General features: G+C 74.9%; 13 protein-coding genes. 6 read left to right on the top strand and 7 right to left on the bottom strand.

The genetic code is table 11. The annotated features are described in order from the left end of the window. The coding region (locus ACFQ11_RS28780; protein ID WP_378304248.1) for a helicase-related protein at window positions 1–1,320 on the bottom strand (1,320 nt) is incomplete at its 3' end. Window positions 1,321–1,642: 322 nt separating this feature from the next. Between ACFQ11_RS28780 and ACFQ11_RS28775 the strand changes: the two genes are divergently transcribed. Then, entirely contained in the window at window positions 1,643–2,413 is a 771-nt protein-coding gene (locus ACFQ11_RS28775; protein WP_378304246.1) for an NERD domain-containing protein, read from the top strand. A 71-nt stretch (window positions 2,414–2,484) separates the two neighbouring features. Here ACFQ11_RS28775 and ACFQ11_RS28770 read toward each other — a convergent pair whose 3' ends face one another. Further along, the gene (locus tag ACFQ11_RS28770) at window positions 2,485–2,868 is read right to left on the bottom strand and encodes a hypothetical protein (RefSeq protein WP_378304250.1); all 384 of its coding nucleotides are present in this window, start codon (window positions 2,866–2,868) and stop codon (window positions 2,485–2,487) included. Between the two features lie 100 nt (window positions 2,869–2,968). Next, window positions 2,969–3,334 (bottom strand): hypothetical protein, encoded by a 366-nt coding sequence (locus ACFQ11_RS28765; RefSeq protein WP_378304244.1) that lies wholly within the window; start codon window positions 3,332–3,334, stop codon window positions 2,969–2,971. Window positions 3,335–3,382: 48 nt separating this feature from the next. On the opposite strand from ACFQ11_RS28765, the gene ACFQ11_RS28760 reads away from it, so the two are divergent. Beyond that, window positions 3,383–4,123 carry a histidine phosphatase family protein gene (locus tag ACFQ11_RS28760; RefSeq protein ID WP_378304242.1) on the top strand — a complete coding sequence of 247 codons (741 nt, stop codon included), beginning with the start codon at window positions 3,383–3,385 and terminating at the stop codon, window positions 4,121–4,123. Between the two features lie 445 nt (window positions 4,124–4,568). On the opposite strand, the gene ACFQ11_RS28755 is transcribed toward ACFQ11_RS28760, so the two are convergent. Then, window positions 4,569–6,002, bottom strand: coding sequence for a GAF domain-containing protein (locus ACFQ11_RS28755; protein WP_378304240.1), 1,434 nt, complete (start codon window positions 6,000–6,002; stop codon window positions 4,569–4,571). A 626-nt stretch (window positions 6,003–6,628) separates the two neighbouring features. Between ACFQ11_RS28755 and ACFQ11_RS28750 the strand changes: the two genes are divergently transcribed. Next, window positions 6,629–7,180: a hypothetical protein gene (locus ACFQ11_RS28750; RefSeq protein WP_378304238.1), complete on the top strand. Its 552-nt coding sequence runs from the start codon at window positions 6,629–6,631 to the stop codon at window positions 7,178–7,180. Between the two features lie 67 nt (window positions 7,181–7,247). Here ACFQ11_RS28750 and ACFQ11_RS28745 read toward each other — a convergent pair whose 3' ends face one another. Continuing rightward, window positions 7,248–7,817, bottom strand: a complete 570-nt coding sequence (locus tag ACFQ11_RS28745) for a TetR/AcrR family transcriptional regulator (protein ID WP_378304236.1) — start codon at window positions 7,815–7,817, stop codon at window positions 7,248–7,250. An 8-nt stretch (window positions 7,818–7,825) separates the two neighbouring features. After that, window positions 7,826–9,385, bottom strand: a complete 1,560-nt coding sequence (locus ACFQ11_RS28740) for an MFS transporter (RefSeq protein ID WP_378304234.1) — start codon at window positions 9,383–9,385, stop codon at window positions 7,826–7,828. Between the two features lie 273 nt (window positions 9,386–9,658). Here ACFQ11_RS28740 and ACFQ11_RS28735 point away from each other — a divergent pair, with 273 nt between their 5' ends. After that, window positions 9,659–10,720, top strand: coding sequence for a threonine aldolase family protein (locus ACFQ11_RS28735; protein ID WP_378304232.1), 1,062 nt, complete (start codon window positions 9,659–9,661; stop codon window positions 10,718–10,720). A gap of 237 nt (window positions 10,721–10,957) precedes the next feature. After that, the gene (locus ACFQ11_RS28730; protein WP_378304230.1) at window positions 10,958–12,148 is read left to right on the top strand and encodes a thiolase C-terminal domain-containing protein; all 1,191 of its coding nucleotides are present in this window, start codon (window positions 10,958–10,960) and stop codon (window positions 12,146–12,148) included. A 48-nt stretch (window positions 12,149–12,196) separates the two neighbouring features. Here ACFQ11_RS28730 and ACFQ11_RS28725 read toward each other — a convergent pair whose 3' ends face one another. Continuing rightward, a complete protein-coding gene (locus tag ACFQ11_RS28725) occupies window positions 12,197–13,201 on the bottom strand; it encodes an MCE family protein (protein WP_378304228.1) in 1,005 nt (334 codons plus the stop codon). A gap of 202 nt (window positions 13,202–13,403) precedes the next feature. Here ACFQ11_RS28725 and ACFQ11_RS28720 point away from each other — a divergent pair, with 202 nt between their 5' ends. Next, window positions 13,404–14,282: an oxygenase MpaB family protein gene (locus ACFQ11_RS28720; protein WP_378304226.1), complete on the top strand. Its 879-nt coding sequence runs from the start codon at window positions 13,404–13,406 to the stop codon at window positions 14,280–14,282. Window position 14,283 lies beyond the last annotated feature (1 nt).

The following is a 14,283-nucleotide window of genomic DNA, read 5'->3' as shown; positions in this document are numbered from 1 at the left end:
CAGGCGGGGATGCACGCCGACGCGGGCGAGGCCGCGGCCCCGGCCGGTGGCGCGGCCGTCGGCGTCCACGGCGCCGATCGCGCGGAGGGTGGCGCGGGCGGCGTCGAGCGCGGCGGGCGGGGGCGGGTCGAGCAGGGCGAGGGTGCGCGCGTCCGGGTCGCCCCAGCACGCGGCCTGCAACGCGAACGCGGTGAGATCGGCCAGCTCGATCTCCGGGCGCGGACGGGACGGGCGCCGCGCGTGGTCGTGCTCGTCCCAGCAGCGGTAGACGGTCCCGGGAGCCTCGCGGCCCGCGCGTCCGGCGCGCTGCCCGGCGGCGGCGCGGGACGCGCGGACGGTCGTGAGGGCGCCGAGGCCGCGGGCGTGGTCGGTGCGGGGCTCGCGGGCGAGGCCGGAGTCGACCACGACGCGGACGCCGGGCACGGTGAGGCTCGACTCGGCGACCGAGGTGGCGAGCACGACGCGGCGGCCGGTGCCCGGCGCCAGCACGGCGTCCTGCGCGGCCGGCGGCGCCTGGCCGTGCACCTGCAGGATCTCGGCCGGTGCGCCGCGGAGCAGGCCCGCGACCCGCGCGATCTCACCGGCGCCCGGCAGGAAGCACAGGACGTCGCCGTCGCGTTCGGCGAGGGCGCGGCGGACCGTCGCGGCCACGTGCGCGAGCAGGGCGGGGTCGACGCGCATGCCGTGCGGCGGCGGGACGGGCCGGTCCGGGGGCGCCCACACCACCTCGACGGGGTGCAGCGCCGCCGCGGTCTCCACGACGGGCGCGGAGTCCAGGAGGCGGGCCCAGGGGCCGGTGTCGGCGGTGGCGGACGCGGCGACCAGGCGGAGGTCGGGGCGGAGCGCGGCGCGGACGTCGAGCAGGAACGCCAGCGCGGTGTCGGCGTCCAGGTGCCGCTCGTGGCACTCGTCCATGATCACCACGTCGGTGCCGGGCAGCTCCGGGTCGTCCTGGAGGCGCTGCAGGAGCACGCCGGTGGTGACGACCTCGACGCGGGAGCCGGGGCGGTGCTCGCCGCGGACGGTCACGCCGACCCGGCCGCCGGGACGTTCCCCGAGCAGCCACGCCATCCGCCGGGCCGCGGCGCGGGCCGCGAGCCGCCGCGGCTCGACCACCGTGATCCGTCCCGCGGGCGCCGGCGCGGGCAGGGCCAGGCCGGCGAGCGCGAGCGGGACGAGCGTGGTCTTGCCGGTGCCGGGCGGCGCGGCGAGGACGGCCGTGCCCGGCCCGGCGAGCGCGGCGCGCAGGTCCGGGACGGCCCGGTGCACGGGCAGGCGTTCGGCGGCGGCGAGGCGGTCGGCGGTGGCGGTCCCGGTCACCGCACCAGTGTGCAACGGATCAGTATGACGCCGCGCACCGGTGCCGCAGAGTGATCACCCGTGTGAGAAACGCCACGAAATCGAAAAGGGGGCCGTGCGTTACGGTGATAGTTGCATCGACCCTTTCGGATTGGTCGGGAAGACGTCAAAGTTCGTCCTCGGAACCACCAGGACGGGGGATGCGAAAGGCCAGGTGGGCAATGGTTCCGGAGGGCGGGGCATTGCTTTACCGTTTGACATACGTCACCACTCGACGTGTGGCGACATTCCGCCGGGTATCCGCATAATGAACGTGTCGTAGCGGATGCCAGGGAGGTTCGGGATGATCGGCAGCTCCATCTATCTGCGGGACCGCCCCGCCTTCACCGGCGGCTCGCCCCAGGCCGTCTACGAGGACCTCTGGCAGCGCGACCGGCAAAAGCGGCTGCGGACCCGCGCCATTCTGGCGGGCGGGACGCTGCTGGCGTGCGGGCTGCTGGTCAGCGGCGTTTTCGGAATCGCGATGGCGCTGCTCGTCGCGGGCGCGGACACGTTCGTCCATTGGCGCATTTACCGCGCTTCGCGGGTGTGGCGGCTCGGGCTGCGCGGGGACGAGCGGATGGGACGGCTGCTGCGGCTCACCCGGGAACGGCGCGGCCACCGGGTGCTGCACGGCCGGACCGTCCCCGGGCACGGCACCGCCGACCAACTGGTCATCGGCTCGGACGGACTGTGGCTCGTGCACAACGAGGCGTGGCATCCCGACGCCGAGCTGTCCGAGCACGGCGGCCGGCTGTTCGTCGACGGGCGCACCAAGACGAAACTCGTCCGCGAGATCACCGCGCGGGCCGAGGCCGCCGCGGACCTGATCTCCGAGGCCGCCGGGACGCCCGTGAAGGTGCGCCCGCTGCTGGCCGTGCACGGCGGCGAGCTGCCCCGCCGGACCCGGCTGTTCACCGCCGACGGCATCGTCTTCGGCACCCCGCTGCGGCTCCTGCGGTACATGCACCGCAACCCGTCCGCCGACTACTCCCCCGAGGAGATCGACGCGATCATGCGCGCGGCCGTGCTCGCCCTCCCGATCGGGGGCCGGCAGATGGCGCCCGCCGCGTGACCGGCGGCCGCGGCGGAGCACCGCTCCCGGACCCGGCCGTGCGCCCGCCCGGGCACCTGCGGCCGGTGCGGTCAGGCCCCGGCCGCGGGGCGCCCGCCCGCCCGGGCGGTGGAGCGCAGCCACAGCAGGCCCAGGACCGGCAGCACCAGCGGCACGAACCCGTACCCGCGGCCGTACCCGGACCAGACGGTCTCGTCGGGGAACGCGGCGGGGTCGGCGAGGCTGAGCGTCCCCACCACCAGCACGCCGGCGAGCTCGACCGTGCAGGCCGCCACCGCGACGCGGAACGACGCGCGCCCGCCGAGCGCCAGCGCGACCGTCGCCAGGACGTAGACGGCGGCGGCGAGCGCCGACAGCGCGTAGGCGACCGGCGCGTCCCCGAAGCTCGTGGCGATCTGCACCCCGGCCCGGGCCCCGGCCGCCAGCGCGAAGATCGCGTAGACGGCGACCAGCATCCGCCCCGGCCCGCTCCCGGTGCCGCCCGCGCGGGCCTCGGCGCCGGCGCGGGCGCCGTCGTCCGCGCGGGCTCCGGGACGGACGCCGCCGGTCTCGGCCTCAGACAACGGTCCCGCTCCACAGCTGGTTCATCCTGACGACCATCACCGCGACGCCCAGCCCGGCGACGACGATCACCCCGGGGCCCCAGCGGGTGCGCTCCAGCAGACCCCAGCCGGCACCCGCCGCCGGGATCAGCACGACCCCGATCAGGTAGCCGATGAAGGTCGTCGCGGGATCGGGCCCCTCGCCCCCGCCGAGCTTGACGAACCCGACGACCGCCTGCGCGATCAGCAGGATCTCCAGGACGCCGAGCACCACCAGGTGACCGACGCTCATCGGCCGGTCCCGCACCGTGGTGACCAGCGCGTATCCGGCCGTCAGCAGGGCCGTCACGATGACCGCGGTCGCCAGCACGTTCGTCACGCCGACAAGAGTACTACCGCGTGTAGAGCTAACGCGATCCGTGGCAGCATGGCGGGCGTGAGAGCGCTCCAGTGGCTGAACCTGACCCGGCACGGCGAGAGCACCGGCAACCTCGCCCACCGGGACGCGCGGCGCGCGGGCGCCGAGGACGCCGGGATCCCCGAGCGGGACGCCGACATCCCCCTGTCGGACCGCGGCCGCCTCCAGGCCGAGGTCCTCGGCCGCCGGCTCGCCGATCTCCCCCCGGACGAGCGGCCCACGCTCGTGGTCTCGTCCCCTTACCTGCGGGCGCTCGACACCGCCCGGATCGCGCTCGCGCAGACGTCCTGGGCCGCGCCGGACGGGCCGCGCCTGCGGGTCGACGAGCGGCTCCGCGACCGCGAGCAGGGCGTCCTGCAGGGCCTCACCGCGCTCGGGGTGCGGCGCCGCTTCCCCGATGAGGCCGAACGGGCCCGCCGCCTCGGCAAGTTCTACCACCGGCCGCCCGGCGGGGAGTCGTGGGCCGACCTCGCGCTGCGGCTGCGCTCCTTCTACCGGGACGTGGAGGCCGATGCTCCCGGCGGCCGCGTCCTGGTCGTGGCGCACGACGCGATCATCGTCGTGACCCGCTACCTGGTGGAGGAGCTGACCGAGCAGGAGATCATGGAGATCGAGAAGGAGCCGATCGGCAACTGCTCGCTGACCCGCTGGCGGGCGGACGCCGGCGGCCTGCGCGCCGTCTGCTACAACGACACCGCCCACCTGACGGCCCCAGGCGCCCCCGCGGGTCTCGGCCCCGACGACGCCTGACTCCCCGGATCCCCCCACCCTCCGCACCACGATCCCCCGGCCGACCGGGCCACGAACCGTCCCCTCGTCCCGTCCCAGACGGACGTCCCCAGCCCGCCCGCCCCGACCCGCCCGCCCTGGTCCGCCCGCCCTGATCTAACGACCCCGGACGGGTTGGGCCGGACGGATGCCTTGGACGGGCGTCATGGACGAGCGCCCTGGACGGACGACCTGGTCAGACGGCCCGGACGGGCCAGCTCGGACGGGCTGGGCCAGGCACGCGAGGCCAGGCACGCGAGGCCAGGCACGCGAGGCCAGGGGCGCAGGGCCACACGGGCTGGGCCAGGCGTGCGGGCCAGGCGCGCAAGGCCGGGCGGGCTCGGCCAGCCGCACGGGGCCAACCGCACGGGGCCAACCGCGCGGGGCCAGGGGTGCGGGCCAGCGGCGGGGGGCCGGTCGTCCCCGGTCAGAGGTCGTCGTCGCTGAGGAGGCGGTCGCTGCGGGTCGTGACGGCGGCGCGGCGCGGATCGCCCGGCGGCAGCACCGCGCCCAGCCGCTCCAGCGCCTCCAGGTCGCCCCGCCCGGGCTCCGTCTGCGCGTACGCCCACAGTGCCTCGGCGCCGCCCCGCTCGAGGGCCTGCCGCCGCATCAGCACCGCCAGCTCGTCCCGCTCGGCGCGGATCGCGGGCGCGTCCGACCGGGGCAGCAGTTCCCCCGCGTACAGCCGCGCGGCGGCCGGCACGTCCCCCTCGTCCAGCAGCCGGCGGACGGTCCGGAAGTCGGCGTCGACCGCGCAGTCGAGCCGGTAGGGGCGGGCCCGGACGAGCCCGCCGAGCCGGTCGCGGAGCCGGTGGATCTCCGCGCGGACGGTGCCCGGCGTGCCCTCGTCCCCGTACAGCAGCCACGACAGCCGGTCGCCGCTCAGCCCCTGCGGGTGCAGCGCCAGCAGCGCGAGGATCTCCGCGTGCCGCAGCGTCAGCGGCACCGGGCGTCCGTCCACCCGCGCGACCGGCGGGTCGGCGCCCAGCAGCGTCAGCGCCAGCAGCGGCCCGCTCTCCGCCCGGGGCGCCGGGCCCGGAGGGGCGGCGGCCCGCCCGGCCCGCGGCCGCAGCAGGTACACCTCCCCGAGCGGCTCGGCGAACATGCCGCGGCCGTCCGGCAGCGTGATCGTGGCGCCCGGTTCGGGGACCTCCAGCCGCCGCCCCCGCCAGGCGTCCGGGCCGCCCGCGATGATCCGGCCGGTCGCGGTGACCAGCGCCGCCCCGCCGCGCGTCCCCGTCAGGTGCGGCAGGTAGCGCTCCCGGAACCGCTCGTCCCGGCGCCGCATCTCCACCTCCAGCCGGGACTCGGCGAGCCGCGCCGCCGTCGCGACGAGCGCCGCCATCGCCGGATGGAGCCGGTCGGCGGTCGCGCTGACGTCGACGCAGCCGATCACCCGGCCGGTGTCGGGGTCGGTGACCGGCGCGCCCGCGCACGACCACCCGTGCAGGACGTACGCGACGTGCTCGGCGGCGTAGACGTGCTCCGGCCGTCCCCCGGCGAGCGCGGTGCCGATCCCGTTCGTGCCGACCGAGTCCTCGGCCCAGCAGAATCCCTCGAGCAGCCCGATCCGCTCGGCGGCCCGGCGTATCCGGCGCGGCCCCTGCGTCCACAGCGCCCGCCCCGCCTCGTCGGTGATCACCAGCAGGTGCTCGGTCTCGTCGGCGACGCCGCGCAGCAGGTCCCGCAGCAGCGGCAGGTGCGGCGCCAGCGGATGGGCGGCGCGGGCGTCGGGGAGGACGTCGCGGTCGAACACCAGCGGGGCGGACGGCACCCCGGCGTCCACACCGGCGTCCCGGGTCCGCCGCCACGACTCGGCGATCGCCGGCCGCGGGCCGGCCGCGCGTTCCTTCGTCACCATCGGCGGGCTCCCCCCGGGTGCGGACACATCGGGGTTTGAGGATCGGCCGAATCCGGGGGCCGCGCAAGCGGTTCCCCGGAACCCGGCCGGCCGATTTTCGCCACGGAGCGTGATCGGATGGTCGCAACGTGCATGCAACGTGGAGCGGCCTACCGTACCGACCGCCGGGAGCCGAGGGGTCTCCCGAGGGGGGTTCCGCCGCCCCGCACGCCTCCGGGGGGAATGCGTGCGGGGCGGCGGACCGGGGCCGACGGGGGTCGGCCCGTCCCGGCGACCAGGGGGAGGATGGAACATTGCTGTGCCTGACCTGTCATCGCGTCCGTCCGGCGCTCGACCGGACCGACTACACTGCCGACCGCGCTCTTCTCATCCTCCGGCGGGGACTGTGCACGTGCCTCGCACCGCCGCCGCCCGCACGGGGCCGCACGCCGCGCCCGTCCGGGCAGGACGTCCCGGGGGTGCGGCCGCGGGGCGCCGCGCGGCGCCTGCCGGCGCCCGGCCCGCAGGGCCGGTTCGCCCCATCGGCGCCGGTTCACCGAACCGACACGTGAATTGCATAAACCGTTCACGACTCGTTCGCCTAGAGTTAAAGGAGCATCCCGTCGCCGGCCCCTGGGGGGAGCATCATGACCGTTGTCCCGGGTCTCGTCCGCAGTGCCGCCGCGGAGGCGGAGCGCCGGTTGCGGGGAGGCGCCGGCCTCCTCCGCAGACTGAGCCGGGATCTGGAACGGTCGGCCGGTCTGGAACGGGTGCTGCCCGTCCGGTCCGCGCGCCTGCGCGCCCTGGAGGACGCCGTCCGCGCGCGGGACGCCGAACTGCGGGCGCTCCGCACCGAGCTCGACTCGCTCGTCGCCCAGCTCAACGACCGCCTCCTGCCGCGCATCGACGAACGCATCGACGACACCGAACGGGACGTGTCCGCGATCGTCGCCGGGCTCGTCCGGACCGGCCGCGACACCGCCGACCAGGGCACCCGGCTGGAGACCGCGGACCGCCGCATCGACGACCTGCGCGCCCGTCTCGCCCAGCTCGAGCAGCGGACCGGCCTGTGGCGCGACGTCCAGGCCAACATGGCGCGCCTCGGCGACGACCTCGATTCCCTGCGCGCCCGTCTGGTCGTGCACACCTCCGAGCCCGAGCCCGCCCCCGTCCAGAACATCGCCGACCGCCCCGCCTGACCTGGTTCCGGTCCGCCCTGACAGCCGCACGCCGCAGGCGGGCGGGGACGTTCGCGACGGCGGCGGGTTACCGGCCGGTTCGCTGGAGGGCTTTGCCGAGGACCGCGCGGATGCGGTCCACATCGGCCTCGTCGTCGTTGAGGAGGATGGCCGCGCACAGGCCGTCGGACAGGGCGACGAAGGCTTCGACGGCGGCGGGGTCGTCGGTTCGCGTCCGGGCGAGTTCCGCGACGTTGTCGCGCCAGCGCCGCGCGACCGGGCGCAGCGCCGGCCGGCGGGCCGCCAGGGTCGACAGCTCCCGTTCGGCGAGTGCGCGCTCCCGCCCCGGGCCGGCGGATTCGGCGATGAGCCGGGCCAGCCCGTCGACCGGGTCGTCCGCGGACTCGATGAGCCGCCGGATGCGGTGGGTGTACTCGTCCGTGACGCTGGTCAGGGCGGCGATCAGCAGGTCGTCCAGGGTCGCGAAGTAGTAGAGGGTCAGGCTGGTGGCGATCCCCGCCTCCTTGGCGACGGTGCGGTGCGTGACGCCGGCGGCGCCGTCGCGGCGGACGATCGTCAGCGTCGCCTCGATGATCTGGGCGCGGCGGCGCCGCCCGCGCAGTTTCCGCCCATCGACAGTGTCGTCTTCAGCCGTCATCGCCCTGCTCACCGATCATCGCCGCTCCTGCCCGCCGAGGCTACCGGCTCCGCCACCGGCTCAGCCCCGTCACCGGCGTCGCCGAGCGGCCGGAGTTGCCGCAGTGTCGTGAAGCAGACCAGCGAGGCGGCGGCCGCGGCGATGCCCGCCACCACGGCGGCGGTGTTGAGCCCGCCGGTGAACGCGGCCTGCGCGTCGGCGAGGGCCCAGGCCGGCAACCGGTCCGCGAGGGACGAGGCCCCGGAGAGGCTGTCGGTGTAGGCGGCGGCCGCGGACGGCGGCAGTCCGGACGGGGCCTCGACGGTGCTCCGATAGATCACGGTGGTGAGGCTTCCCAGGAGCGCGACCCCCACCGCGATGCCGAGTTCCTGGACGGTCTCGGAGAGCGCGGCCGCCGACCCGGACCGCTCCGGCGGCGCCGACCCCACGACGATGTCGGTACCGAGCGCGGCGATGACCCCGAGCCCGAGGTAGACGATCGCGAATCCGGCGATCACGCTCGGCGTGTCACCGGTCCCGGCGAGGGCGAGCAGGGCGTATCCGGACAGCGACAGCGCCAGGGTGGCCGCCATGACGACGCCGGGCGACACGCGGCCGGCCAGGAGCGGCGCGCCGATGGCGCCGATGAGCATGGCCAGTGCGGGCGGCCCCATCCACAGCCCGGCCGTCGTCGGCGAGAGCCCCTCGACGAGCTGCAGGTACTGCGTGACCAGGAACATCACCCCGCCGAAACCGACCAGCCCGATCAGCAGGACCGACAGCGCCGCGGAGAAGGCCCGGCCGGTGAAGAGCTTCACGTCCAGCATCGGCTCGCTCAGCCGCAGTTGGCGGCGGACGAACGCGACGGCTGCGCCGCCGCCGGCGACGACGGCGACCAGTGCTTGCAGGTCGGCTCCGTGGGCGGCCGCGTGCTTGATCGCGTAGACGATCGCCAGCATCGCCGCCAGGGACGACGCGACGCTGACCGGGTCGATGCGACCGGCGCGGGTCCGGTGCTCCGGCAGCAGCGCGGGCGCAGCGGCCAGCACCAGCACGGCGACCGGCACGGCGATGAGGAAGGCCGCCCCCCACCAGAAGGCCGCGACCAGCGCCCCGCCCGCGACCGGGCCCGCCGCCATCCCGAGGGCGAACATCGTCGCCCACACGCCGATCGCCAGTGCCCGTTGCCGGGCGTCGGTGAAAATGGTGCCGATCAGCGACAGCGTCGAGGGCATGAGCGTCGCCCCGGCCACCCCGAGCAGCGCCCGCGCCACGATCAGCCAGAGGGCGCTGGGAGCGAACGCCGCGAAGACCGAGGCCGCGCCGAACGCCGCCATGCCGATCATCAGCAGCCGGCGCCGCCCGATCCGGTCGCCCAGCGCCCCCATCGTGATCAGGAACCCCGCGATGAAGAAGCCGTAGGCGTCCATGATCCACAGCGTCTCCGTCGCGGTCGGCCGCAGGTCCGCCGTCAGGCTCGGAACCACCAGGTAGAGCGCCGTCACATCGAGCCCCAGCAGCATGGTCGGCAGCGCCAGCAGCGCAAGACCACCCCACTCCCGCCATCCGGCGCGCGCCGACCGTCCCATATCCGTCACTCCTCGCCGTCGATAGTTGAACGAACGTACTACTTGTACCATAGTTCAACTAGATGGGCCCACGCGCCCGGGGGTCTCGAGCGGACGGCTGGGAGCGTCCGGCGGATCGCCACGAACCGCCCGGTGCCCGGTTCACGTGGGGCTTTCGGGCCGCCAACCGGCGCCGGACCCGGTTCGGGCGTGAGCGGATCCTCGGTGGAGAATTCGTCACGACCACTACCGGCCGACGTCCGGCCCTCCCGCCTCCAGCGAACGGAACCCGCCTTGACCACTCCGCAGCCGACCTCTCACACCGCCGCCCGCCGCGGATTCGCCAGCGACAACCAGGCGTCCGTGCACCCCGAGATCCTCGCGGCGCTCGCGGCGGTGAACGACGGGCACCAGCCCGCCTACGGGGACGACGCCGTCACGGCGCGGCTCCGCGAGGTCGTCCGGGAGCACTTCGGCGCGGCGGCCGAGGCCTACCCGGTGTTCAACGGGACGGGCGCGAACGTCGTGGCGCTGCAGGCGATGTCGGAACGGTGGAGCGCGGTGATCTGCCCGGAGTCGGCGCACATCAACACCGACGAGTGCGGCGCCCCGGAGAAGATCGCGGGGATCAAGCTCGTCACCGCGCCCGCGCCGGACGGGAAGCTGACGCCCGCGGCGGTGGAGCGCCTCGCCACCGGGTTCGGCAGCGTGCAGCGCGCCCAGCCCGCCGTGGTGTCGATCAGCCAGAGCACCGAGTTCGGGACCGTCTACACCCCGGAGGAGGTCGCGGCGGTCGCGGCGGCGGCGCACGGCCACGGCCTCGGCGTCCACATGGACGGCGCCCGGCTCGCCAACGCGGCCGCGGCCCTGAACGTGCCGATGCGGGCGCTCACCACCGACGCGGGCGTGGACGTCCTGTCGTTCGGCGGGACGAAGAACGGGCTGCTGCTGGGCGAGGCCGTCGTCGTCCTGAACCCGGACGCCGCGCGCGGGGTCGAGTTCCTGCGCAAGTCGAGCCTCCAGCTGGCGTCGAAGATGCGGTACGTGTCGGCGCAGCTCGTCGTGCTGCTCGAGGGCGGCCTGTGGCACCGCAACGCGGCGCGGGCCAACGCGATGGCGCGGCGGCTGGCCGACGGCGCGAGCGCCCTCCCCGGCGTGGAGATCACCCAGCCGGTGCAGGCCAACACGGTGTTCGCGATCGTGCCGAAGGACGTGTGCGCGCGGCTCCGCGAACGGTTCGCCTTCTACGTGTGGGACGAGCGGACGGGCGAGGTCCGCTGGGTGTGCTCGTTCGACACCACCGAGGAGGACGTCGACGCGTTCGTCGCCGCACTCGCCGCGGAGCTCCCGGCCTGACCCCGCCTTCCGGTCCACGCGCCCCGCCCACGCACCGGAGCCGGACCGTCCCGGCACGGCACCGGGGGGCGGCTTCGGCGCGGCCGCCGGACCGGATGCGGCCGCGGGGCGGATCCGCCGGGCGAACTGCTGGAACGTCCCTCGGCGATCCCGATCATCGGGAGCCGAGCGATCGCTTGGCCGCCTCTCCGGGTTATCGTGTCCCGAACTGGATTCGGTACGAGAGAGGCTAGCCTGATGGCCAACCGCACCTTCGTCGTCGGCGTGGGCATGACCAAGTTCGAGAAGCCGGGCTCCCGCGACTGGGAGTACCCCGACATGGCCAAGGAGGCCGTCGGCAAGGCCCTCGAGGACGCCGGTGTCGGCTACGACACGATCGAGATGGCCTACGCCGGCTCGATGTACGGGTCGATGGGCCAGCGCGCCCTCTACGAGACCGGCATGACCGGCATTCCGGTGATGACCGTGATGAACGCGTGCGCCACCGGGTCCAGCGCGCTGTTCCTCGCCCGCCAGGCCGTCCGCGGCGGGCTCGCCGACTGCGCGCTCGCGCTCGGCATGGAGAAGATGAAGAAGGGCTCGCTCGGCGCGGGCATGGACTCCAAGGTCACCATCATCGACCACCACCTCCGCTCGATGACCGCGGGCCGCGAGTGGGAGCTGGACAAGGCGCCGATGCCGCAGATGTTCGGCAACGCCGGGCGCGAGCACATGGAGAAGTACGGCTCCACCCCCGACCACTACGCCTGGATCGGGTGGAAGAACCACAAGCACTCGGTGAACAACCCGTACGCGCAGTTCCAGGACGAGTACTCCTTGGACGACGTCAAGAACGCCACGATGATCTTCGACCCGCTGACCAAGCTGCAGTGCTCCCCCACGTCCGACGGCGCCGGGGCCGCGCTCGTCGTCAGCGAGCGGTTCCTCGACGAGCACGACCTGTGGGACCAGGCCGTCGAGATCGCCGGGCACAGCATCACCACCGACACCCCCGCCAGCTTCGAGGACCACTCGTCCATCCAGGTCGTCGGGTTCGGCTGCTCGCAGCGCGCCGCCCGCGCCGCCATGGAGGAGGCGCAGGTCGGCATCGAGGACGTCGACGTCATCGAGCTGCACGACTGCTTCAGCGCCAACGAGCTGATCACCTACGAGGCGCTCGGCATGGCGGACGTCGGCGAGGGCCACAAGCTCGTGGACGACCAGGCCACCACCTACGGCGGCACGTGGGTCGTCAACCCCTCCGGCGGGCTGATCTCCAAGGGCCACCCGCTCGGCGCCACCGGCCTCGCCCAGTGCGCCGAGCTGACCTGGCAGCTGCGCGGCAAGGCCGGCGCCCGGCAGGTGGACGGCGCCCGCGTCGGCCTCCAGCACAACATCGGCCTCGGCAGCGCCTGCGCCGTCGCCGTCTACAAGCCCGCCACCGCCTGACCCGCGGAGCCGCCCGTCCGTCCGGCACCGGCACGGACGGGCGGGCCGTCAGGGCAGTTGGCACAGGTCGATGATGATGTCGCACGGATTCACCGACATCTCGGCGTCGCCCACGCCCAGCAGGGTGCCCTCCGGCCCGGGGATCCGGATCAGTCCCCCGAGGCCGCGGAACAGCTGGTCCAGCACCTGGACGAGCACCCCGAGCTCGGCCTCGCGCGCGGCCGCCACCCCCGCCACGTCACCGGCGCCGTCGATGACGCGGCCGATGTCGGTGCCCCGCCGACGGAGCGTCCCGGCCGCCCGGTCGGCCAGCTCCGCGGTCTCGTCCAGCAACCGCGACACCCGGTCGGGACGCGAGTGCAGGGACGGCGCCAGCCGGTTGAAGTCACCGGCCGCCCCGGCGACCGTGTCCCCGCGCTCCCCGAGCACCCCCGACACGCCCGCGACGTCCCGGATCAGCCGCTCGATCTCGGGCATCCGCGCGTGCAGGACCTCCGCCAGCTCGGCCCCGTTGCGCACCGTCCGACGCAGCGCCGGTCCCTGCCCGTCCAGCCCGGCGCCCAGGGAGTGCAGGAGCGCGGTCACGTCGTCCGGGGCGATCGCGGCGGCCAGGTCTGCGGCCGGACGAGCCGCGTCGCCGAGCTCCCGAGGACCCTCCGTGCGGCGGATCCACCCACCGTCCGGGAGCGCCGGGCCATCGCCGAGCTCCAGCGTCAGGTCCTTCGGCCCGAAGATCGACGCGGGCTCGATCACCGCGCGCGTCCCGGCCGGGACGGCGACGTCCGCCGCCACCCGCAGCCCGATCACGACCCGCCCGTCCGGGCGCAGCCGCAGCGAATCCACCCGGCCCACGACGACGCCCCGCACCTCGACATCCGACTTCCCGGGATCGAGCCCCTGCCCCGCCGCCGAGAAGACGGCGTGGAAACGGTGCACATCGCCGGTTCCGGGAGGCGCCACCCCCACAAGGACGGCGGCGGCAGCAGCCGACGCGGCGAAACCGGCCAGCGCGTACCGGACCCGACCGCGCCCGGACAACAGCTCGTCGCTCATCGCGAGCCCCTTCTCCGTCGGGGCCGCCATTCCACCGCCGGGGCAGGTCCGGCGCCATGCGCGCGACGACGAGTCGCGGTCTCGACTCCTGTCCGCCCGCCATAAAAAACACACCCGCCCGAACATGCGACAAAAATCGTCTCTTGTATCAGACGGTCGGGGCGCCTACCCTCAAAGGAGCAGACCTCGTTCAGGAGGTGCGATGCCCGCCTCGCCCCCGACGGCCGCCCGCGCCCCGCTCGGCCCCGGCACCCTGCTCTGGCGGCACGCGGCCGACGTCCGCTCCCTGCTGCCCGGCGCCGCCGCCGGGCTGCTGCAACTCCTGCACCCCGCGATCGGCGCCGGCGTCAGCGAGCACTCCGCGTTCTTCGACGCCCCGTTCGACCGCATCCACCGGTCCGTCCCGCAGATCTGGGCCACGATCCTCGCCCCGGACGCGGACGACCGCGGCCGCGCCATCCGCGACCTGCACCGCGGCATCGAGGGCGTCGACGAGCACGCCCGCCGCTACCACGCCCTCGCACCCGAGACGTTCTGGTGGGCGCACGCCACCTTCACGTGGGAGATCTTCAAGGCCGCCGAACTGTTCCACCCCGGCACCCTCACCACCGAGGACCACGAGCGCATGTACGCCGAGACCGTCACCTGGTACTCCCGGTACGGCGTCAGCATGCGCCCGGTCCCCGCCGACTACGCCGCCTTCCAGTCCAAGTTCTGGCACGTCTGCGCCGAACGCCTCGAGCTCACCCCCGCCGCCGCCCGCGCCCTCGAGATCGCCAAGCACGGCTCCGACACCGTCACCCTCCTGCCCGTCGGCGGCCCCCGCCTCGACCGCGCCGGACGCATCGTCGCCGAACGGCCCCTGCGGCTCGTCACCTTCGGCTGCCTGCCGCCGATCGTCCGCGACCGCTTCGACATCCCGTGGAGCGCGCTCGACCAGGCCCGGTTCGCCGCACTGGCGGCGGCGAACCGGCAGGGCTACCGCATGATCCCCGCCGGCCTCAACCACTGGGCGCTGCGCAGCATGCTCCGCTACATCGGCTCCCGCACCCGCGACCAGCGGTACGTCCCCGCCGCCTGAC

It is taken from the genome of Actinomadura sediminis (assembly GCF_042675525.1).
GTDB lineage: Bacteria > Actinomycetota > Actinomycetes > Streptosporangiales > Streptosporangiaceae > Spirillospora > Spirillospora sediminis.
The sequence above is the reverse complement of the archived record's forward strand: the minus strand, read 5'-3'. Positions and strand labels throughout refer to the sequence as shown.